Here is a 19,185-nt window from a genome sequence, read left to right on the forward strand (position 1 = left end):
GAATACATGATGGCTCAAGCGGTTCTCAGCAGAGACGAGGCGCTCAGGCAACCTGTCGAGGGGTTAAAAGAATCCTGGACGCAAATGCGGCGGGAGCAACCCCGTCTACGCATCCGCAATGCGGCGGAACAATTGGGAGTGAGCGAGCTGGCGCTGTTACTGACGCAAATGGAACAGCGCGTACAGCCCCTTGGCGGCGACTTCGCGGAGATGCTGACTTCCATCGAGTCTGTAGGACGCGTGATGGCGCTGACCCGCAACGACCAGGCCGTACATGAGCGTCACGGCGTCTACCATGATTTCAAGGCCAATGCGGCGGGGGTCATGGGCTTATGTCTGGGCGAGATCGACCTGCGCGTCTTTTTCAAACACTGGCGTCACGCTTACGCCGTTACCGAAGGCGCTGATGAAAATCCCCGCCGCAGCATTCAGTTCTTCGACGCCACTGGGACGGCGACGCACAAGATATACGCCACCGAGCACACGGACATGGCGGCCTGGAATCAGTGGATAGACGCTCATCTCGCCAGCGATGCGGAGCTGTTTTTCGTACCTGAAACGAAAACGCCGCCCGTTTATCCCAATGCAGGCAAAGTGGCGGAAGACGAGGTGCGTCTGCCCTGGTCGGAGTTGAAAGACGTCCACCACTTCAACGCCATGCTGAGCAAACTGGGTATTGATCGTCTGGAGGCGTTGCAGTTGGCGGGTCAGGAATACGCCCATCGCCTGCCGACGGACGCCATGGAGCAGGCGTTGCGCTTCGCCGCCAACTGCCAGTTGGAGATCATGGTCTTTGTCGGCAACGACGGCGTGGTGCAGATCCATACTGGAACGGTCAACAAACTGTTACGCACCGGCCCCTGGTTCAACGTGCTGGACCCGGACTTCAACCTGCATCTGGATACAGAGCAGCTGGCTAGCTGCTGGGCGGTGCGCCGCCCCACCAGCGATGGCGTAGTGACCTCCCTGGAATGTTTCAACCATGATCGTAAATTGGTGCTTACCCTGTTCGGCGCTCGTAAACCCGGCAAGCCGGAGCTGACCGAGTGGCGCGAACTGGTGGCGTCGGTGGAGAACCTGTCATGAGCGGCGGGACTCCATTATTTCGAGGCTGGAGCGTTCGCCTGGCGAGCGCCGCGCTCCTGTGCTTCGCCGGCGTAGCGGCTCAGGCCGCCGCGCCGACGCAGTCACCCGCGCCAGAGCGCATGCAACGCATCCTGTCCATTGGCGGCGCTGTCACGGAAGTCGTGTATGCGCTAGAGCAAGAACAGCGATTAATCGGTTCCGACATCACCAGCTATTACCCTCCCGATGCGGAGAATATGCCGAAAGTAGGCTATGAACGCTCTCTCTCGGCCGAGGGTATTCTCGCGCTGCGACCGGATGCAGTGCTGGCCAGTGAGGACGCGGGTCCTCCCTCCGTTCTGCAACAATTGAAAGGCGCCGGAGCCACCTGGTTCACCGTCCCCAAAGCACAGGATCTGGACGGGGTTTACGACAATATTCGCCAGATCGGGTATCTGCTTGGCGCCGAACCTCAAGCGGATCAACTGGTGACCGACATGCAGGCGCAACAGCAACAACTGGAGCAGGAGAAAGCGCAAAACCAACGCAGCGCCAGGGTGATATTCATCCTTCAGCACGGCGGCGGCGCGCCGATGGTGGCGGGCTCCAACACGGCGGCGGACCACATTATCCGCCTGTCTGGCGCAGTAAACGCGCTACAGGGAGTCGAAGGCTACAAACCCATGACGCCGGAGTCTCTGGCGCAGGCGCAACCGGACCTGATCCTGACCACCACACTGGGTATGGAGCAGGCCGGCGGCATCGACGCCATGCGAGACATTCCCGGCGTCAAACTAACACCGGCAGGACGCAATGACAAAATCGTCGCCATGGATGGACTTCTGCTGCTGGGTTTCGGTCCACGGACAGTGATCGCAGCCCGACAGCTTCGTCAGTCCTGGATGGAGTAACCGCCCGTGCAACCCCTATCCGCCATGCAGCATAAACCCATCCGCGTCTGGCTACTGCTGGGCGCCAGTCTGACCGCCGCCGCTCTCGGCGCCGTGATGCTGGGCGCTTACTCTCTTACCTGGCGCTCCGTGTTCAGCTTCGACCTGAGCAGTCAGGACTGGATGATCCTATGGCATATCCGCCTGCCCAGAGTACTACTGGCGGGCATCGTCGGCGCCGCGCTGGCGGTCAGCGGCGCCGCCTTGCAGGGGCTGTTCCGCAACCCGCTGGCGGACCCGGGGCTGATCGGCATTTCCAGCGGATCAGCCCTGGCGGCGGCGCTGGTCATTGTGCTGTCCCCTTTCAGCACAGGCTGGATGGGCCTGTATGGACTCAGCGTCGCCGCGTTCATCGGCGGGGCGGCGACCTGCTGGTTGATTTTCAAGGTCGGTCAGCTTGGCGCCGCCTCCAGCGTAGCGCACCTGATTCTGGCCGGCATCGCCGTCAACGCTCTGTGCGCCGCAGGGGTGGGTTTTCTGACCTATATCAGTACTTATGAGCAATTGCGCACACTGACGTTCTGGACAATGGGCAGCTTCGGCGGCGCATTATGGCCAGCGGTAGGCGTGTCATTCACCCTCACGCTCCCGGTGATAGGTCTGCTAATGCGCCAGTCGGGCGATTTGAACCGACTGCTGCTGGGCGAGCAGGAAGCCCGCTATCTCGGCACGGATACGGATAAACTGAAAACTCGCGTCATCACGCTTTCCGCCATAGCCGTGGGCGCTGCCGTGGCGGTCTCCGGCATCGTCGGTTTCGTGGGACTGGTGGCGCCGCACTTGGTGCGTCTGCTCTGGAAGGCGGACCATCGCGTGCTGATACCCGCCTCCGCTATATTTGGCGCCGCGCTGACCATCTCCGCCGATACCCTTGCGCGCACCCTGTTCGCGCCCGCGGAAATGCCAGTCGGCATACTAACCAGCCTGATCGGCGGCCCCTTCTTTTTGTGGTTGCTGCTAAGCCGGAAATCCGGAGTGCGGTCGTGATGCAGTCCGCTACCCAGAACTACCCAGCAAGTCAGAGAAGTCCATTATGATTCACGCCTTCGCCGTATCCGTTATCCGCCAGGAAAAAACCTTGCTGGAGCAGATCAACTTCCGCTTGAACCCAGGCGAACTGGTAGTGACGCTGGGGCCGAATGGAGCGGGCAAATCCACCTTGTTAAAGGTATTGGCTGGCGACCTGCCTCCCTCTCAAGGTCATGTATTATTGGATGACGAACCCATCCATCAGTTCACTCTCGGTCAATTAAGCCGCCGGCGGGCGGTGCTGTCGCAGTCCGTGCATCTCGACTTTCCCTTCAGCGCAATGGAAGTCGTATTGATGGGCGCGCAACGCACCGCCTCTGGCGGCGACCCTTTTCGCCTGAGTGAGGAAGCGTTGGAGGAAGTGGACGCCGGTCATCTGGCGCAACGTAATTATCAGCAGCTGTCCGGCGGCGAGCGCCAGCGGGTGCAGATCGCGCGCGCCCTCACCCAGCTGTGGACGGGCGTCGGCGCAGGAGCGCAATACTTAATGCTGGACGAGCCGACGTCCGCCCTGGATCTGAAGCATCAATCCGCGCTGTTGAAAATGGCGCGCAAGCTGGCGGGCAAAGGCGTCGGTGTATTCTGCATCCTTCATGACCTGCACCTGGCGTCGCAGTACGCGGACCGAATTCTGTTGATGAATCACGGTCGTATCGTAGCGGAAGGCGCGCCGGAGCAATTGATCACAGAGGAGAATGTCAGAGAGGTGTATCAGGTGGACAGCCGCATCCTGCCTCACCCGGTGACGCAGCGCCCCATGGTGATGATTGACTGAAACCGCCACGACCTGCGCGGCGGTTCGAGACTAGCGTTATTTTTTATATTCGCCGCGGCGGGAGGCTTCAATCATTTTGTCGTATTCGCCGCTGTCCTTCAGCGCCTGTAATCCGCGGTTGAACGCTTCCATCAGCTTTTTGTTTTCCGGTTGCGTCTTGTTCAGAATCAGGTGGTAAGACTTCTCTTTGATCGGCTTGGGGTGCACTTCAACTTGATCCATCACGCCCATGCCATTCATCAGTTCGCTGCCTACGTCAAGGTCTTCCATGTAGGCGTCCAGACGTCCCGCCAATAATTTCTTCACGTTGGCGTCCGCGCTGGAAACCCGCTCAATATTGACCAGTCCAGACTTTTCCTCTTCATCAAAACCGTAGCTGTAGCCTGTGACGCCGCCCAGCTTTTTGCCTTTCATCGACGCCGCGTCGCTCCAGTCAAAACCGCTGCCCTTCTTGTAAAAAGCGACTGTCCTCAGATCGATAACGGTATCGCTGTAGTCAAAATCCTTTTCCCGGTCTTCGGTACGGCTCCAGATCAGCGACCCGTTCAATTTACCGTTTTTGGCGTCTTCATAGCCTCGCTTCCAAGGCAGGAAGACATACTCCACCTCGATATTTTCTTTGGCGAACGCTTTTTTCACCACTTCGGAGATCACACCATATTCTTTCAAGCTTTCCGACAAATAAGGCGCCCACTCGCCATTGGCGAGGGTTACTTTCTCGGCGGAACTGGCGCCGGAAAAAACCAGCGCAGCGGACAACACAAGCACATTCATCAGGCGGTTGAATAACGTCTTTTTCATTTTTTTACCTTTCATTTTTAACCACGGAGAACTCCGCGACCGATTATTGGTTATCGAAAGTAAGGCTAGCAGAAGACGTCAAAGCCGCCAGTGAGGACGCACGCGTCAAGATGCGCATTTGAAGGTGGCGAAATGCAGGCGAGTTTCAGAATAAGAGCTATAATATCGCGTATCTGCATGAGTTCGGGCGTAAAACGTCCTTAACCGAGATTGGAAAAATAGGAATTTGTAGTGGAAGGGTTTGACAATTTTTTACAAAAGCACGGCTTAAAGGAGTCTCACATCTACCTGCTTGAGCTGATTCCCCTGATTGAAATGATCTGGGCGGACGGCCGCTGCCAGGACGCTGAGGTAAAAATTCTCTACCGCTACACCATCGAGCACCTGAGTCGGGTCAGCCGCGAGTCGCCTGACATCGAATTTATCTCCGAAGACGATATCAACGAGTTTCTGGACCGCTTTACGCAAACCCGCCCTGATCCCGAGATGCTGCGAGAACTCAGGGAGTTATGCCTGGACCGTATGGAGAACAAATCCAGGCATCAGGATCAGATGGAAAGCAAGCAGGCTATGATGAATTACTGTCTGGACATCGCCGCCGCCAGCGTCAATCGCTATCCCTACAAATTCAACGAACGCATCATCGCGGAAGAAAAAGATCTGCTGAAAGAGCTGTTTCACGCCCTCTCCTCTCGTTGATTTTTCACCATGAGTCGTAGTAAGCCGTCATTGACGAAAAGCATACATCCGTCGTGGTTCAACACGCTGTCGCGCCACACCAGACTCGGTAACAAGGTGAAAGCCGCAGCGGCCTGTCTCTGGGTCGCCGCTGCATTATCCGCGTATGGCGGCTCCTATGACGCGATGGACCAATCGCCCTCCCTGTGGCCAGTCGGCCTTCTGGGATGCGCGTTGTTATTGCAGGCGGTCGGCCTGCTGTTTTTCAATGCAAAAAGCAATTTGGCGAAGTGATGCAGAGCGACGTGGAAACCTATCAGATCGTCACTCGCGGCAAGCTCGCCAGCGGCCAGGAACTTGTTCAGGTACAGCGTAACTTACAAACTCAGTTACGCTTGAACGACGCCATGACCGCCAGAATATTCGCCGGCGCGCCGGTGAAACTGAAAAGCAACCTGACCTGGAAACAGGCTCAGGGCTGGCAAACAAAGCTGCATCAACTTGGCTTGCTCACGGAGCTGGCGCTGCAACTGAACCCCGCCTGTCTGCAAGCAGGCTTGCAGGCTGTTCATCAGGACCCGGTCTCAGAACAGCCGGACAACTCAATACTGTTGTTCGAAGCGGGAAAGCTGGCGCCGCATCTGGTTCATTTTTCCGAATCCCTCAGGATATCGAATGAGTCTGAGACGCCCGTCGCCCGCATCGTCAATCACAATGCTTACTGGAGCCCCCTGGCGTTAGTGCTGGCATCAACGGGACTGGCTCTGACCCTGCAGAATCATCTTTTGCGGGTGATGACGCACTATCTGCAATGGGGCGCTCTGGCCAGCGCGCTCAGCATCGTTTTCCTGTTGCTGGCCATCGTCTGTCTGCCGCGGCTCCTGCAACCACGTATGTTGCAGTCCATTTCAGATCCTCGCGGCGCGCATCGAATCTATCAGCAGGAGCTTCCCGTCTATTGGATCGGCGCGAAAAAGCATCGCCTGCTGGATGCGGAACAACGGAGCCTCGGCGTGATAAAACGCAAGCAGCAGTGCGCAACGTTGACGGATGCGGAAGGCGCAATGGTCTATGAATGGCGTCAGGCCGTGCGCGTCCACGAGAGCGGCAAGGACGCGTTGGGCAAGATTCAGGAGAAGCTGGTGGAAGAGACCGCTTTAGGCCCCGTCGCCGAATACTTGGGGCACGCGAAGAAAGTCCTTGATTTCCTCAAGCGCAAACGCGCCAAGTCTGCGCCCTCCCCTTCCTGGGACCCGCAGAGCGCTATGGCGGTACTGGACCATGAAGGCAATCTGGCGGCGCTGGTATACCTCACGCCGGAGCCCGCCGCACAAATTCGCAAACCCGACCTGTCCCCTCAGGAAAAATTGCGTCTGCTCGCCTTTTGCGCCTGCCTGCTCAGGAGTCCTTTGGTATGAAGCAGTATTCCTTTGAGTTTCGGGGACAGCTCTCATCCGGCGTGGATCGAGCGAAAGCTCAAGCCGGGCTGGCCAGACTGTTTCAAACTGAAGCCGCAGCGTTGGCGCCATTATTCAACGGCGAGGCGATCTTTCTGCGGGAAGGGTTAAACGAGTTCACCGCCAAGTCCTATCAGCAACAATTCGCCCAGGTCGGCGCTATCGGCGCGGTGAAAGAGCAAGCGGGCGGCGCCACTTCCAAGTCAGCTCAGCTTAAACCAACAGCCGTCTCATTGACGCCTGCGGCGACAACGCCGCCCACGGCGTTTAAAGCGGACACCCGCCCTCGCTGCCCTAAGTGTCAGTCCCTAAATATCGACGCCACTCAATGTCTGGACTGCGGCATTATTCTGGAAAAGTACCGCCAGATGCAGGAGCGCCAGCACCCCCCTCTAAGCACGCCTGCGCAACCGCAGGAGGAGCCGTTCCAGCTTGAAGAGGCGGACCAGGAGCAAAAACGGGCGGCGAAGTGGCTGTCCTGGGCCGGCCTGATACTGACCATTGTATTTGTCTCCGATAGCTACCTGCTGAAGATCAACTTCCTTTACTCCGCGGGCATTGACCTGGGCTATCTCCCCTTTTTCATTGGCCACCTCGTTTTGCTGCGCGGCTGTATTCTCTACGCAGAAAGCAAAGGCTACAGCATGCTGGTGGGATTGTTGGGCTTGTTCAGTCTGGCGGGTCTTTCCGTATTAATGCTATTGCCGGATCACCGGCGCGGAAAGTCAGGCGTCACCGGCGCACATCTCGCCACCGCTGGGGCCTGTATTCTGGTCTGTGTCGTATGGTTGGTCGGCTTTTTCAATAAACTGCATGACATGAGCGAAATCGCCAACGGGGCTCAACAGCTCAGCGCCGGTCGACACGAGTATCCCACCCCGGTTTTAGACAGCGCGTCAGACATCTACGAACGTGAACAAAAAGAGATGCAGGCCTATTTGGACACGTCTCTGAAAACCATTAAGGACGGCTCATTCCGCCCCAGCGAAATCACCTCATTAGCGGACGTCATGTTCGGCGCGCTGGCCCGATATGAGACCTGGCGAAACTATCAGCGCTACCGTCATGTGGTCGAACAACAGCCCTTACCAACGCCACTGGAGTCGGACTGGAGCAAGCAAAACCAGAAGCTGTTCGCTACGCTGCTGTATAAAAGCATCGACCGTGAGAATCAACGCCGTCTGTACACCGAGAAGCAGAACTGGCTGGTCGGCGCCAATCCAGATCAAGTGGGCCCGTTCTGGGACAAATTCAGCCGCTATCTGTTTGATGTCCTGAGCGACTATATGGCCGCATACCGCAATGCGCTATATCGCCAGCCCTACAACAATGACAAAAACGCCCCGCCACCGGCCGTCAACCTGGATTTACGGGAAATAAAGCTCCCCGACTACGCCAAACTGCGCAAGGAGGTCACCATCAACACCGTCACCTACAGCGCCACACTGGGACAGCTCTCCCGCACCCCACTGACCGTCGCCTTCTACCTGGAGCCCTATACTCAACGCTTCGGCAAACAAGGCATCCTCGCCAAAGGCGTCGTCATCTCCCCCGACTTTCCCAGCAAATACCTGTATGGGCACTTTAACGTGTTTAACCGGTATCCGGTGGAGCAGGAGTTAGGGGAGTAGCGTCCAAGATTCATGACGATCAAATACGTGATGCCGTCTTCAAAGCGGTTCAACGGAACCCAACCCACGCATGAAACACTGAGAGAACCAGACAAATTAAAAGAACAGAACACCCGCTTCAAAGTGATTGGAAGCAGTTCTCACAAATACCTTTTAAACCGTCCTCTCCAATGCGATAACCAAGAAAGAGGCATGCGCAGAATGCTGACTGCTTAAACTCCTGTAACAGAAATCAATGCTAAAAGCTCAAAAAACAAAGGAAACAATATGTACAAAGGAAGCTGTCTTTGCGGTCAGGTCAAAATTGAAATCCAGGGGCCGATTGAGTCGATTATTCATTGCCATTGCTCCAAGTGCAGGAAGAGCAGCGGCACGGCTTACGCCACCAATGGGTTTGTAAATGCGGCGGACTTGATAGTTCAGGAAGGCGCGGAGCATCTGGCCTTTTTTGAAATGGCGCCCGGACGCAAACGCCACTTTTGCCGGACCTGCGCTTCTCCAGTTTTCAGTTCAAACGATGCAGCGCCTGACCGGGTGAGACTGCGTCTCGGAATTCTGGATTCAGACATTGTCGAACGCCCCCTCTCCCACAACTTCGTCACCTCCAAAGCAAACTGGGACGACCTGGACGCCCAGCTTCCCCGGTATGAAGCGCATGAGCCCGGGCGCTGAGACAACGACTAATTCAACTCAGGAATAGATTAGAGAAGTAAATAGTAAAGTGAATAAACTTGACGATAGCTCGGTGTATTATTAATCAGGCAGACAAAGAGCTTCCTTCTGCTTATCTGAAACGGCAGGGCCAGCCTCCCGCGGCTAACAGGCGCGCCCATGCGCCGGATTATTAACATACGATTGGGCGGTGGCGTTCTGAGTTGTCAACAAGAAATATTTAATGGGAGTGATGAGTTGCCACACACTCCCAAAATATTACTTTATTGTTTAATGAGGCAAAGATCTTAAATTACGGAATTTATATATATCCGCCAGAAACAGTCCCCAGTTATCCGCATTACTGAGCGGCGTCCGTTTATCGGACCCAAGCGTCAGCCTGACACATTCATACTCGCCATATGCAACATCAATAGTGTCAAGAATACGATGACTAAGTTCGTGAGCGACACAACGGAATTTAAACCAGAGTTCATCATTTATATCATTGGCGTCAAAGTTTCCGCTTTGATATCCAGGGCTTAAATAAATACGTAAGCCGCCCTGAACGTTAACGTAGCCGCAGTGGCCTCTGAAGGTGTCCGAGGTTTCGTTGACTGTATATTTCTTGCCTTGCGGTGCGTTGTTATTATGGCCGTGGAAAAAGTTGTCATTTTTTCTATTGGAAGACTGTCCCAACTGGTTGTCAAAATTGGAATCGTAGGGGTTCAGGCCTACTTTAACCATCGGTTTGACCCACCCGATATAGTCATTTGGGTGTCTGGGCGCGGATACAAAGGTCAGGCTTGTGCATCTCCTTGTCAAATATTTATGCATATTATTCAAGCCTTCAGTCACTGCCTTGATATTCCCGCTGCCAAACCATTTATTTATCATTCGGCACTTGGGAACAGCAATCGACTCCGCCAATACATTCTCCAGAAGCCTTAATGCGTCGTTTATCTTAGTCTGCTCGCCGTTGTTTAATGGGGCTGCGTTCCCCATGGTTTCAAATCTCACTGTATAAACCATGATTTAACTCTCCGAGTAGTTCAATGTTGTTATGTATTCCTCACTCGGGAAAGCGGCCTATGAGAATGATTCCCTTATAAGCAATAATGCCTAGTCCAACAATAACTTTCTTCACGCCATAACGCCGCACACATTAATCGTTATGCGAGCAGTCACTATAAATGGTGTTTAGATTAGCTTGTTGAGTAGCAGTCTTTATGAATTTACAGACATTATTAGCGTGGCGCATGGATGCGCTTGCGCGGCGACTAGCCGCGGGAGGCAGGGCCTGACGTGTGCAGGCCCTGTCGTTGCAGGTCTGCCTGATTAATAAGACACGACACAACAGAGCGCCCCCGAAACGCTGCAAGCAAGCTCCTATCTGAGCCAAATCTATGCGTAGGCACAAAGTTATATGAGAAAAAATTTACGGGTTACTGAAATAAATGTCGCATTAGCAATCAACCATAAAAAATTATAAATACATTTTCATTTTATTAAAAAAAGGAGAAGCATAATGCCGGGCGCAATTATCAATACGGATACCGCAGTTAGAGAGATGAACCTCAACTGTATTAATGGTTTTGTAATTCTAATTAGCGACGATCACAGCCAGACAGATGCATTTGAATTGGCCAGCAGAGTGATCGAGAAGAATAGAGCGTCCGCACGTCGTAATAAAATGCTTTTCGAGATTCCTGACTCATTCAATACAAACCATACCATGCATTATCTGCAAAGGTTTACGAATTATGTAACTGACTATGGTCGTCGCACCTGGGGCGCCAATGTCGCCAACGCAATGATTGACTGCGCCAAAACGGCAATGAAGAAGAATTGGGACACCAAAGGGTTCGACTCAAGACAGCTAACCGAAGGCTTAAGACATTTAGATCCAGGAGGTCCGGGAGTTGTGAGACAAGAATATATGGCGGCAAATATAAGAGATGCCTTACGAGATGGAGGGGCGTGTATTGTCGTGGCGGGCAGTGCGCACATTAAAGGAAATAATTTAAGAGAGAATAAACTCTATCCCTTGTCCAAAAAGTTAACTGACAGACTCGACTACAACTTGGTTTCCAGATATAGAGTCCCTAAGCAACACGACAACACTAAATATGTCGACATACATATTGTCCGCAGTAATAACATAGTGCAAAACCCGGTTCGCATGCGCGCCCCAACGGTGCCCGGACTAGCTGGCGTTGTCCGAAATGGCAACAGCATGCTCAGATAAGCCCATAGATAGCGATTACACACAAGACATAGCGTCGCCTTTCCCGGTGACGCTTTTCATCACGGCGCCTAGGCCTTGTATTCAGGGTTTCCTTCAATAAATCGCCGCAAGTTTCTATCCGCAGTGACCTGCACTTTATCCCGCAACATTTGCGACCAGCCCAGCGCCCAACCCGTTACGCCCAGCGCGTGACGGGACCAGCGCCAGAAGTCGAAGCGATCGCGGTGGCGATATATTTTGCCGTCTTTGAACTCAAACTCGGCGCGCAGCTTATTGAGCACATAGCGGCCAGTTGTGGAGAAGGTATAGCCCGCGCGCCAGCGGGCGGAACCTTTCTGCTCATCGGCTTCGACATGATGATAGTGCAATGACAGGTCCGCGCCCCGTTCGCACAGCATATGCCACATGGCTCCGATTTCCTTGCCTTTAAGAGTGAATACCTCATCCTGAAACTCAGCTTCTTCGTGATAGCAGGCTTGCATGGTTCGATAGTCTTTATCCTTAAAGGCGTCATAAAAACGGGTCACCAGTTCGGCGTTAGGGTGCATACATTTTGTCCTTTTATTCTTGTATAAGCGTCGGCGGATGTCGCGCCAGCTTAAACTCCTCCTCGGGTTCGCCGACGACCGCCCTGGTCAGACCGAAGTCTTCCAGAATCGTATACACACAAGGGATGACAAACAATACCAAAAGTGTGGATGCGCCAACGCCAAACACGATGCTGGTGGCCAACGGAATCAGAACCTGGGCCTGCAGACTGGTTTCAAACAGCAGCGGCGTCATGCCCGCCATCGTGGTCAGAGAGGTCAGCAGCACCGCGCGAAAGCGGTCATGGCTCGCTTTCGCCGCCGCATCATGCACGGCCATCCCCTGCCTCACGCGCATCTTGACGAACTCCACCAGCAGAATGGAGTCATTGACCACAATGCCCGCCAGCGACACAAACCCCAGCAGCGACGGCATAGTGATATCCATACCCATCACCGCATGCCCCGCAATCACGCCGATAAACGCCAAAGGGATGTTAAGCATGACAATGACCGGCTCCACATAGGATTTGAACTGAAAACTCAACAGAATAAAGATTCCCACCAGCCCCATCAGAAACCCTAGTTTCATCGAACCTTGAGTGACGGCGCCCTCTTTGATCTCCCCCAGAATACTCAGCTGAATGTCTGGGTAGCGCTGCTGCAGTTGCGGCAAGAAATGCTTCTGCATATCGCCGATCACCGCTTTGGTGTTGTTCAGGCCGATGTCGACATCGCCATACACCGTCACCGTGCGCAGATTATCCACCCGGTTGATGCGCGAGTAGCTGCGGCTGGGTATGATCTCCGCCACATTAGACAGCGGAATCAGCGCTTTGTTGACCGGATGCACAATGGGGAAGTTGTCAAAATCCGCCAGCTCGTCGCGGGACTCATCATCCAGGCGCACCATCACCTCGTAGGTCTCCAGGCCCACGCTCGACTCCAGCACGGTCACGCCCTGGAATGCGGCCCGCAGTTGCGCCGCAATAGTCTGAGCGTCCAATCCCAGGTCATAGGCGCCGGATTTCATGTGTAGAGTGAACTCCGGCTTGCCAGGACGTAAATCATCCAGCAGGTTGGTAACGCCAGGATAGCCCGCCAGCCAGTTCTGCAATTCATGAGACGCCAGGGACAACGACTCCAGATCATCGCCACGCAGGCGCACTTCAATCGCGCGGCCGCCAGGCCCTATCGTCGGCTCTTTGAACAACACCGACCACACGTCCGGCGTTTCGCCAGCCAGCTCACGCCAACGATCAGTAAAGGCTTGCAAACTGAATTGACGGCGCTCTGCAGTAAGCAGGTCCACACTGATGGTCGCCAAATGGGGGCCGGTTTCGAAGGCGTCCGCATTCTGACCATAGTTCACGGTCACCGCCCCTATTGCGGGCGCATCCTGCTTATCGTTGTACTCAGATGCAGCCTGCTCCAGCGCCTGAATGTAATGCGCCACCATCGCTTCAGTGCGTTCTTGCGAGGTCCCGGTAGGCATAATGATGCGCGCCTGCACAATATCCCCTTCCAGATCAGGAAACGCGGAGAACTTGATCACGCCGGAAGCCAGCAGACTGACACACAGAATGAACGTGGCGATAACCACCCCGACAAAGCCATAACGATGTTTGATCAGCGCCGACACGCGGCGGTCGAGGCCTTGTCGGGCCTGATCAAAACGCTGCTCAAACGCCATGCGGAAGCGAGAGTCTTCCTGTTTTTCAGCATGAGCGAGAGAATGCTGCAAGTGGTGGGGCAGAATGAAAAACGCTTCAACCAGCGATATCGTGATCACCGAGATCAGCACAATAGGCACCACCACCAGGACCTGGCCAATATCTCCTTCCAGGAACAACAGACCGGTGAACATGCACAGTGTTGTGAGGAAAGACGAAAATACGCCCTTCGCCACCAACAATGTCCCGTCCACCGCCGCTTGCAAGGGCCGTTTACCTTTGCGCATTTCCGTGCCGATGCTCTCGCTGATAACGATGGCGTCATCCATGAGAATCCCCAGCGCCAATAGCAAAGCCACCATGGACAGCATGTTGATGCTCACGCCCATATGCCCCAGCACAAAAGCGCTGGCCAGGAACGACACCGGCAACCCCATCACCACCCAAAACGCATAACGGGCGCCGAAAAACAGCCACATCACCGCGAACACCAGCACCAGCCCCTGCCAGGCGTTGTTGCTCAGCATACTGATGCGGTCTTTGACCACGCTGGTGTAATCCTGAGTCAGACTCAAGGTCACTTCCGGCGGCAAACGCCGGCTCTCTTCCGCAATAAACGTCTCCACTTCCTGCAAAATACGCAGACTGTCGTCACGAGTGTTTTTGGATACTTTCAAAAAAGCGGCAGGCTTGCCGTTGAAGGTGGACTTGTTCTCCTCCAGTTCAAATTCATCGACAACTCGGGCGATATCCCCCAGGCGCACTTCCGCCCCATTGCCGCCACGCAACACCACCAGATTCTCCAGCTCCGTGACGGTGCGTTTTTCGTCGCTGAAGCGAATCTGGTAGTCACGGTAGTCTGTCTTGACGTCTCCCGCAGGCAGATCCACATCCTGCTTCGTCACCAGATTGGCGATGTCCTGCAGGCTCAGGCCGTATTGACGCAAGTTGCTTTCCGGAGCCTGAATCTGAAATTGCCGATCAGAGAATCCCTGTACTTCCACCAGCGGGATCTCCGGGTGACGCAGAATGCGTTGCTTGACCTCTTCCGCCAGAGTTTTCAGTTCCCTGCGCGGCAGGTCCGCCGTCAGGGCGATGGTCACCACGCTTTGCGTGCGCCCCAGTTCTTTGACGACGGCGTCTTCCGACTGATCCGGCAAGGAGCTGATCTCCTCCACAGCGCTTTTGACGTCATCAATGAAGTCGTCAAAGTCGCCGTCCTCGCGCATTTTCAAGGTCATCAGTCCCAAAGAATTACGCGCCTCGCAGCGCACTTCCTCCATGAAGCTGACGCCTTCCACCGCTTCCTCCAGCGGCCTGCAGACAGACAACTCAATATCCGTCGGGGTGGCGCCCGGATACGGGACTTTCACCTCGACTTCATAGCTTTTCACTTCCGGGAAGGTTTCCCGTTTGATCTGCGGCAGCGTCATCACGCCGATGAATATAAAAAAACCCATCAGCAGGTTCGCCGCCGTGGGATGCGTGGCGAAAAAACGGATCATAGGGCGCCCCTTCCTTGCGCCCACTGCTCAATCAGCGCTTCCGCGTCCTTATCTTCCTGCGGGGCCACCAACATACCCGCCACTGCGGGAAACAAGTCAGTCGTGACGACCCGTTCGCCCTCGCGAATAAGGTTATCGCCCCCGCCGTCACCCTGCCGGATCAACAGCATGGCCCCTTGTGTTTTGTAGTGAGGCTTGATGCGTCGCAGGCGATTATCTTTATCCACCACATACAACTCATGCTCCCGCAAAGCATCCCGAGGCAACACCAGAAACGGCTGTGGCGCGCCTTGCAGTTCCACCTTGGCGTACATCCCTTCTATCAGCGGCGGCCGCACGCCGGGGCGAGCGGTGCGATAGGGGTTATCTACGCCGACGATCACCCCCAGCGTGCGCGAAGCCGCTTCCAGGTTATTGCTGATGCGCTCCACTTTCGCGTCCCAGTGAATGTCCCCGTCTTCGGCCAGGGCGACGCTGGCGACGAGATCCAGCTCGGTGAAGATATTACTCGCGGCGTCCTGCGCCAGAAACTTCTGAAACAGACTCTCCAGATTATCGAATCCCTCCGCCAGAATGCGGAACTGGCTTAGTGGAAACTGCGCGTTGACCAGCACCTTATCAATCGTCTGCGCGCCATACAGGGACGCTCCGACTCCAACAAACTGACTCTCCTCCACCGACAGCCGGGTGATGCGGGCATTGAAAGGCAGGGTGATACGGGTGCGCTCAAGATTGCGCTTCTGCGTTTCCACTGCCGCTTCAGCGATGTCCTGCCTGGCCTTGAGCACCTGTAACTGATACGGCAGAGTTTGCAGTTGATTACTCAGCTTCTGGGTTTCCTGCCGCAACTGCAGCACGGTGGATTGTTGCGCGTCGTAGTTGGATTGCGAGGCGGAGCCTTTTTGCAGCAGCCGCCCGATGCGTTCCTGCTCCTTTTTGGCGATGGCCAGCTTTTCCTGCGCCAGTTTGAGGTCCTGCTCGGCATCCTCCACTGTCAGACGCATTTCTCCCAGGTTGGCGCGACTGACCGCCAGATCCGCCTCCGCCTGCTTCAGGGCCAGTTGGTAATCACGATCATCTAAACTGACCACCAGCGTTCCCGCCGGCAGAATAGAGCCCTTTTTCAACAGAGGGTGAACATAGGTCACTTTTCCTGACACTTCCGCTTTGCTGTCCAACACCACATCCGGCGCCACTTCGCCAAACCCAGTGATGCGCGGCCTGACTTCGTAGCGTTTGGCCGACACCACCTTCACCGCTGCGGGAAGCTGCGCCTTGTCCGCATGCTCCATCGCCGGACGGCTCTTGATAATCGCAACCGCCACCGCGACGCCAATCGCGATTACCAGAGGCAACGCCCATCGACGCTTCATCCAGGCCAGGCTCATACTCAGTCCTCTTTCGTGTTGTCAGGTCAAGCTCAAGAATTAGATTTCGGCGCTACGCCGCAGCCCGATATAAACATCCGATAGACATGCTCAATCCATTCGTCACTGCTCACCAGCTCATCCGGCATGTCCCAGGCCCGCCTGCGCACAGGCCCACCGATAAAGGGCGTGATAATCAGATTCACCAGTGAAAACGCCGCCCATTTAGGGTCTACATCCGCCCGCAAGTTTCCCTTCTTCTGTTCTGACTCCATCAGCTTAGGAAGAAACATGGCCATGCGCCGGGGCATCAGATCTATAAAGCGATCCTGCAACCTGCCCCGCTCCGACAGCACTTCATCGATGATGAAAGTAATCAAAGGCGGACATTCGACTATTCTGATAATGGCGGCGCGGATAAATCCGCGAATCGGATCAGGCTGGGAAACGACTTCGACAATGCGGCCGAACTGTTGCTCGCCGATACGCTCGATCAAAGCGATGAAAAGATCTTCTTTACCGCCGAAGTAGTAGCTGATCATCGCGGACTTCATACCCGCTTTTTCAGCAATATCGCGGATAGTAATGCTGCGGTAGCTTTTCTCCCGCAATAGTTCGAAGGCGCCGTCAAGCAGATCGTCTTTACGCTGTTGTTGCAATGCCGGGTCCAGAGGTCGCCCGCGCTTGTTTTCAGGCTCTTTGGCCTCAGTTTTCTTACTCATGAAAAGCCAATTAATTTATCAAACGATTAATTTAATCGGATGATAAATTAATTGATCGGATTCAGGAAGGAGTATTTTTGAGAAAAAGAATCTCGCTAATGACGCAGCCTGCATCACAAGGATGCGCCTTTATTCAGGCGCCGTCTCGCGACAGGCCGGCTGCGCTACGCAACGTTTTACACTGGGCGGCGCCTTGCGGCGCAGAATCGCAACGTTGGCGAGAAGAATAAGCGCGACTCCTATTGCTTGCGCCACATTCAGCTCCATGCCATAGAACGTCATATCCACAATCAAGGTGGTAATCGGGTACAGAAAAGACAGGATAGAAAGACGCTCAAGCGTCAAACGTGATATCGCAAAATACAGGAGCACGTATTGCGCGATGGAGTTGAGCCCTCCAAGTAAACCAACATATCTCCAGTCCACCTGCGACCAATCAGCGCCATGCCACAGCAACCATGCTCCCAAAGGCAGCAGGCAAAAACTCAATTGCGCCGCCGCCATTGCAGCCGGGGAAACGCTGGGGGCCTGCCGCGTGAATATCGTAGCCAGGGCGTAAAAAAACGCAGCCCCCAACGCCAGCCCCATTCCCTCCAAGGCGCCGGATGAGGCGCCGCCAAAGCTGACTTCCGCAGTTAGGAAAACGCCGGCGAAAGCCAGCAGCATCCATCCCCAGGTTGACCACTGCACGCTCTGCCGCAGAAAGAGCGCGCACAGCAATAACAGGAAAAAAGGCTGCAGGTTGTAGATGACCGTGGCGACGGAAATATGGATGCTGTCGAACGAAGCGAACAGAAACAGCCAGTTGCAGATCAGCGCCAGCCCCGCCAGTCCAATCCAGCCGATATTGGCGTGGGTAACGCCACTGGGCGTCCCCCGCACCCGGCAATACAGCCATAGTCCAGCGCCGCCGATAAGGCAGCGGAAAAACACCACGGAGACGCTATCCATATTGGAATAATCCACAAACAAACCAATAAAGCCCGCCATCACCATGGCGCTTATCATGGACAAAGAGGCTTGCTGTTGAGTTGACGCATTCATCTGTAATTCCTTGCCAGAGGGCGACCAAGCTGTTTCAATAATCGAACGAACGCCATCAATCTATATGGCGATAAAGCCTGCAACCATAGAAATTACCAGAACATATCATTCATTAATTCGAACGATGAAAGAACAAGCAGACCTTTTATATACGTTTCAGGCGATTGCGCGCTGTGGCGGCGTGACGCAGGCGGCGCAGCAATTAGGCCTCGCCAAATCCACCGTCAGTGGGCATTTGAGCCGGCTGGAGCAAATCTATGACGTCAAGCTGGTGCAACGCAGTTCACGCCAGTTTCAGCTGACGGCGGCGGGCGGCAAGCTGTTAGAACACAGCCTCGAGCTGGTGCAGCTTCTCACCCGCACACGCACCTGCATGGCGGAATTCACCAAACAGATCAGCGGGGTTGTGCGCATCACTGCGCCGCAGGCGTCCGGCAATATGATCCTGCCGGAGCTGTTGCATCAGTTTCGCCGCGTTCACCCTGCGGTAACATTTGAATTGACCATGTCCAACGACCAGTTGGATTTATTGAAGAGCAATATCGATGTGGCGTTCCGCGCTACTGCGCTGAACGACTCTTCTCTCATCGGACGCCGCCTGGGCTGGATTCGGGGCGTCATGGTCGCCTCACCGGAGTTTCTGCGGCAAAACCCGCTGGGAGATGAGTTACAGAGACTGAGTGAGCTGCCAGTCATCGCCTATCGCTCTGACGACCTTTGGCGACTAGTGAATGCGCAAGGACATGAGCGTGAAATCAATATCCGCCCTATCGTCAGAGTAAATGGGCTGGAGAGCGCCCGCCAACTGGCCTTAAAGGGAGTAGGCGTTGCGCTGACGCCGGATTATATCGCCGCGCCGGCTCTGCAGAGTGGCGAGCTAACACACCTGTTCAGTGACTGGCGCGGTCGCGCAACCCCTTATCACCTAGTCTATCCAAGCCGCTTGACGCCTTCCATCGCCGTCAAACGATTTATCGATTTTACGTTGGAGGCGTTCGAGAGCGGCTGTATGAAAGATGTGTTAGCGCGCTGAGTTCGCCCAGGGCTGCACGGGGCGGAAGC

At 55.0% G+C, this 19,185-nt stretch carries 18 protein-coding genes; 11 read left to right on the top strand and 7 right to left on the bottom strand.

From position 1 onward, the window contains the following. The first annotated feature begins 6 nt into the window (after nt 1-6). The 4 genes from AC2IBB_RS27395 to AC2IBB_RS27410 are packed head-to-tail and all read left to right on the top strand — an operon-like array spanning nt 7 to nt 3,819. Nucleotides 7-1,086, top strand: a complete 1,080-nt coding sequence (locus AC2IBB_RS27395; protein WP_486329868.1) for a hemin-degrading factor — start codon at nt 7-9, stop codon at nt 1,084-1,086. Then, nucleotides 1,083-1,976: a heme/hemin ABC transporter substrate-binding protein gene (locus AC2IBB_RS27400; RefSeq protein ID WP_486329869.1), complete on the top strand. Its 894-nt coding sequence runs from the start codon at nt 1,083-1,085 to the stop codon at nt 1,974-1,976. Before AC2IBB_RS27395 ends, AC2IBB_RS27400 begins: the two co-directional genes overlap by 4 nt. A gap of 6 nt (nt 1,977-1,982) precedes the next feature. Then, a complete protein-coding gene (locus AC2IBB_RS27405) occupies nt 1,983-3,002 on the top strand; it encodes a FecCD family ABC transporter permease (RefSeq protein WP_486329870.1) in 1,020 nt (339 codons plus the stop codon). A gap of 46 nt (nt 3,003-3,048) precedes the next feature. Next, nucleotides 3,049-3,819, top strand: coding sequence for a heme ABC transporter ATP-binding protein (locus tag AC2IBB_RS27410; RefSeq protein ID WP_486329871.1), 771 nt, complete (start codon nt 3,049-3,051; stop codon nt 3,817-3,819). Nucleotides 3,820-3,855: 36 nt separating this feature from the next. Here AC2IBB_RS27410 and AC2IBB_RS27415 read toward each other — a convergent pair whose 3' ends face one another. Continuing rightward, nucleotides 3,856-4,620, bottom strand: a complete 765-nt coding sequence (locus tag AC2IBB_RS27415) for a substrate-binding periplasmic protein (RefSeq protein ID WP_486329872.1) — start codon at nt 4,618-4,620, stop codon at nt 3,856-3,858. Nucleotides 4,621-4,851: 231 nt separating this feature from the next. Between AC2IBB_RS27415 and AC2IBB_RS27420 the strand changes: the two genes are divergently transcribed. From AC2IBB_RS27420 to AC2IBB_RS27440, 5 genes are all read left to right on the top strand, one after another. Beyond that, entirely contained in the window at nt 4,852-5,319 is a 468-nt protein-coding gene (locus AC2IBB_RS27420) for a hypothetical protein (RefSeq protein ID WP_486329873.1), read from the top strand. 9 nt (nt 5,320-5,328) lie between these two features. Beyond that, entirely contained in the window at nt 5,329-5,592 is a 264-nt protein-coding gene (locus tag AC2IBB_RS27425) for a hypothetical protein (protein ID WP_486329874.1), read from the top strand. Continuing rightward, a complete protein-coding gene (locus AC2IBB_RS27430) occupies nt 5,592-6,716 on the top strand; it encodes a hypothetical protein (RefSeq protein WP_486329875.1) in 1,125 nt (374 codons plus the stop codon). Before AC2IBB_RS27425 ends, AC2IBB_RS27430 begins: the two co-directional genes overlap by 1 nt. Then, nucleotides 6,713-8,386, top strand: coding sequence for a hypothetical protein (locus AC2IBB_RS27435; RefSeq protein WP_486329876.1), 1,674 nt, complete (start codon nt 6,713-6,715; stop codon nt 8,384-8,386). The genes AC2IBB_RS27430 and AC2IBB_RS27435 overlap by 4 nt, the downstream gene beginning before the upstream one ends. A gap of 267 nt (nt 8,387-8,653) precedes the next feature. Next, nucleotides 8,654-9,058, top strand: a complete 405-nt coding sequence (locus AC2IBB_RS27440) for a GFA family protein (RefSeq protein WP_486329877.1) — start codon at nt 8,654-8,656, stop codon at nt 9,056-9,058. A 270-nt stretch (nt 9,059-9,328) separates the two neighbouring features. Here AC2IBB_RS27440 and AC2IBB_RS27445 read toward each other — a convergent pair whose 3' ends face one another. Further along, nucleotides 9,329-10,069 carry a hypothetical protein gene (locus AC2IBB_RS27445; RefSeq protein ID WP_486329878.1) on the bottom strand — a complete coding sequence of 247 codons (741 nt, stop codon included), beginning with the start codon at nt 10,067-10,069 and terminating at the stop codon, nt 9,329-9,331. Nucleotides 10,070-10,565: 496 nt separating this feature from the next. On the opposite strand from AC2IBB_RS27445, the gene AC2IBB_RS27450 reads away from it, so the two are divergent. Continuing rightward, on the top strand, nt 10,566-11,285 hold the full coding sequence (locus AC2IBB_RS27450) for a hypothetical protein (RefSeq protein ID WP_486329879.1): 720 nt from the start codon (nt 10,566-10,568) through the stop codon (nt 11,283-11,285). Nucleotides 11,286-11,353: 68 nt separating this feature from the next. Here the strand turns inward: AC2IBB_RS27450 and AC2IBB_RS27455 are convergent, their stop codons facing one another. The 5 genes from AC2IBB_RS27455 to AC2IBB_RS27475 form a co-directional block, all read right to left on the bottom strand. Continuing rightward, a complete protein-coding gene (locus tag AC2IBB_RS27455) occupies nt 11,354-11,833 on the bottom strand; it encodes a nuclear transport factor 2 family protein (protein WP_486329880.1) in 480 nt (159 codons plus the stop codon). Between the two features lie 13 nt (nt 11,834-11,846). Next, nucleotides 11,847-14,990, bottom strand: a complete 3,144-nt coding sequence (locus AC2IBB_RS27460; protein WP_486329881.1) for an efflux RND transporter permease subunit — start codon at nt 14,988-14,990, stop codon at nt 11,847-11,849. Next, on the bottom strand, nt 14,987-16,378 hold the full coding sequence (locus tag AC2IBB_RS27465) for an efflux RND transporter periplasmic adaptor subunit (RefSeq protein WP_486329882.1): 1,392 nt from the start codon (nt 16,376-16,378) through the stop codon (nt 14,987-14,989). The genes AC2IBB_RS27460 and AC2IBB_RS27465 overlap by 4 nt, the downstream gene beginning before the upstream one ends. Nucleotides 16,379-16,410: 32 nt before the next feature. Beyond that, a complete protein-coding gene (locus AC2IBB_RS27470; RefSeq protein WP_486329883.1) occupies nt 16,411-17,079 on the bottom strand; it encodes a TetR/AcrR family transcriptional regulator in 669 nt (222 codons plus the stop codon). Between the two features lie 129 nt (nt 17,080-17,208). After that, nucleotides 17,209-18,123: a DMT family transporter gene (locus AC2IBB_RS27475; protein WP_486329884.1), complete on the bottom strand. Its 915-nt coding sequence runs from the start codon at nt 18,121-18,123 to the stop codon at nt 17,209-17,211. A gap of 124 nt (nt 18,124-18,247) precedes the next feature. Between AC2IBB_RS27475 and AC2IBB_RS27480 the strand changes: the two genes are divergently transcribed. Next, nucleotides 18,248-19,156, top strand: a complete 909-nt coding sequence (locus tag AC2IBB_RS27480) for a LysR family transcriptional regulator (RefSeq protein ID WP_486329885.1) — start codon at nt 18,248-18,250, stop codon at nt 19,154-19,156. Nucleotides 19,157-19,185 lie beyond the last annotated feature (29 nt).

It is taken from the genome of Hahella sp. NS-SX17 (assembly GCF_057367735.1).

What these genes read in the sequence shown, in the direction of transcription:
- AC2IBB_RS27395 (WP_486329868.1), top strand. Translation starts at nt 7, where the DNA reads ATGATGGCTCAAGCGGTTCTCAGCAGAGACGAGGCGCTCAGGCAACCT.
- AC2IBB_RS27400 (WP_486329869.1), top strand. Translation starts at nt 1,083, where the DNA reads ATGAGCGGCGGGACTCCATTATTTCGAGGCTGGAGCGTTCGCCTGGCG.
- AC2IBB_RS27410 (WP_486329871.1), top strand. Translation starts at nt 3,049, where the DNA reads ATGATTCACGCCTTCGCCGTATCCGTTATCCGCCAGGAAAAAACCTTG.
- AC2IBB_RS27415 (WP_486329872.1), bottom strand. Translation starts at nt 4,620, where the DNA reads ATGAAAAAGACGTTATTCAACCGCCTGATGAATGTGCTTGTGTTGTCC.
- AC2IBB_RS27425 (WP_486329874.1), top strand. Translation starts at nt 5,329, where the DNA reads ATGAGTCGTAGTAAGCCGTCATTGACGAAAAGCATACATCCGTCGTGG.
- AC2IBB_RS27430 (WP_486329875.1), top strand. Translation starts at nt 5,592, where the DNA reads ATGCAGAGCGACGTGGAAACCTATCAGATCGTCACTCGCGGCAAGCTC.
- AC2IBB_RS27435 (WP_486329876.1), top strand. Translation starts at nt 6,713, where the DNA reads ATGAAGCAGTATTCCTTTGAGTTTCGGGGACAGCTCTCATCCGGCGTG.
- AC2IBB_RS27440 (WP_486329877.1), top strand. Translation starts at nt 8,654, where the DNA reads ATGTACAAAGGAAGCTGTCTTTGCGGTCAGGTCAAAATTGAAATCCAG.
- AC2IBB_RS27445 (WP_486329878.1), bottom strand. Translation starts at nt 10,069, where the DNA reads ATGGTTTATACAGTGAGATTTGAAACCATGGGGAACGCAGCCCCATTA.
- AC2IBB_RS27450 (WP_486329879.1), top strand. Translation starts at nt 10,566, where the DNA reads ATGCCGGGCGCAATTATCAATACGGATACCGCAGTTAGAGAGATGAAC.
- AC2IBB_RS27455 (WP_486329880.1), bottom strand. Translation starts at nt 11,833, where the DNA reads ATGCACCCTAACGCCGAACTGGTGACCCGTTTTTATGACGCCTTTAAG.
- AC2IBB_RS27460 (WP_486329881.1), bottom strand. Translation starts at nt 14,990, where the DNA reads ATGATCCGTTTTTTCGCCACGCATCCCACGGCGGCGAACCTGCTGATG.
- AC2IBB_RS27465 (WP_486329882.1), bottom strand. Translation starts at nt 16,378, where the DNA reads ATGAGCCTGGCCTGGATGAAGCGTCGATGGGCGTTGCCTCTGGTAATC.
- AC2IBB_RS27470 (WP_486329883.1), bottom strand. Translation starts at nt 17,079, where the DNA reads ATGAGTAAGAAAACTGAGGCCAAAGAGCCTGAAAACAAGCGCGGGCGA.
- AC2IBB_RS27475 (WP_486329884.1), bottom strand. Translation starts at nt 18,123, where the DNA reads ATGAATGCGTCAACTCAACAGCAAGCCTCTTTGTCCATGATAAGCGCC.
- AC2IBB_RS27480 (WP_486329885.1), top strand. Translation starts at nt 18,248, where the DNA reads ATGAAAGAACAAGCAGACCTTTTATATACGTTTCAGGCGATTGCGCGC.